The organism is Tautonia marina, assembly GCF_009177065.1.
In the GTDB taxonomy this organism is placed as follows: Bacteria; Planctomycetota; Planctomycetia; order Isosphaerales; family Isosphaeraceae; genus Tautonia; species Tautonia marina.
Genome location: NZ_WEZF01000080.1, coordinates 1 through 336, shown reverse-complemented (window position 1 = coordinate 336; position 336 = coordinate 1). Strand labels below are relative to the sequence as shown.

The 336-nt window shown below is 63.7% G+C and carries 1 protein-coding gene; it reads left to right on the top strand.

The window, feature by feature from the left end; translation table 11 throughout:
- The coding region (locus tag GA615_RS27280) for an IS5 family transposase (RefSeq protein WP_152054505.1) at positions 1 to 320 on the top strand (320 nt) is incomplete at its 5' end.
- Positions 321 to 336 lie beyond the last annotated feature (16 nt).

Sequence of the window (336 nt, the reverse complement as noted above, 5' to 3'; positions counted from 1 at the left end):
GCCAGGCGCATGACATGTCCCAGGCGAAAGCCCTGATCAATGGACTCAAATGCGAGCACATCATCGCGGATAAGGGGTATGACAGCGGCCCCTTCGTGGCGACGATCGAGGCGGCCGGGGCGACGGCGGTGATCCCCTCGCGGTCCAACCGACGCGAGCCCCGGCAGTATGACAAACACCTTTACCGGGAGCGGAACCAGGTGGAGCGGCTCATCGGCCGGCTGAAGGAGTGCCGCCGCGTGGCGACCCGCTACGAGAAGACCGCACGCAACTACCTGGCATTCTGCCAGTTGGCGTCCGTCATGGTCCTCCTGGCCTGATTGTCAGTAGAACCTA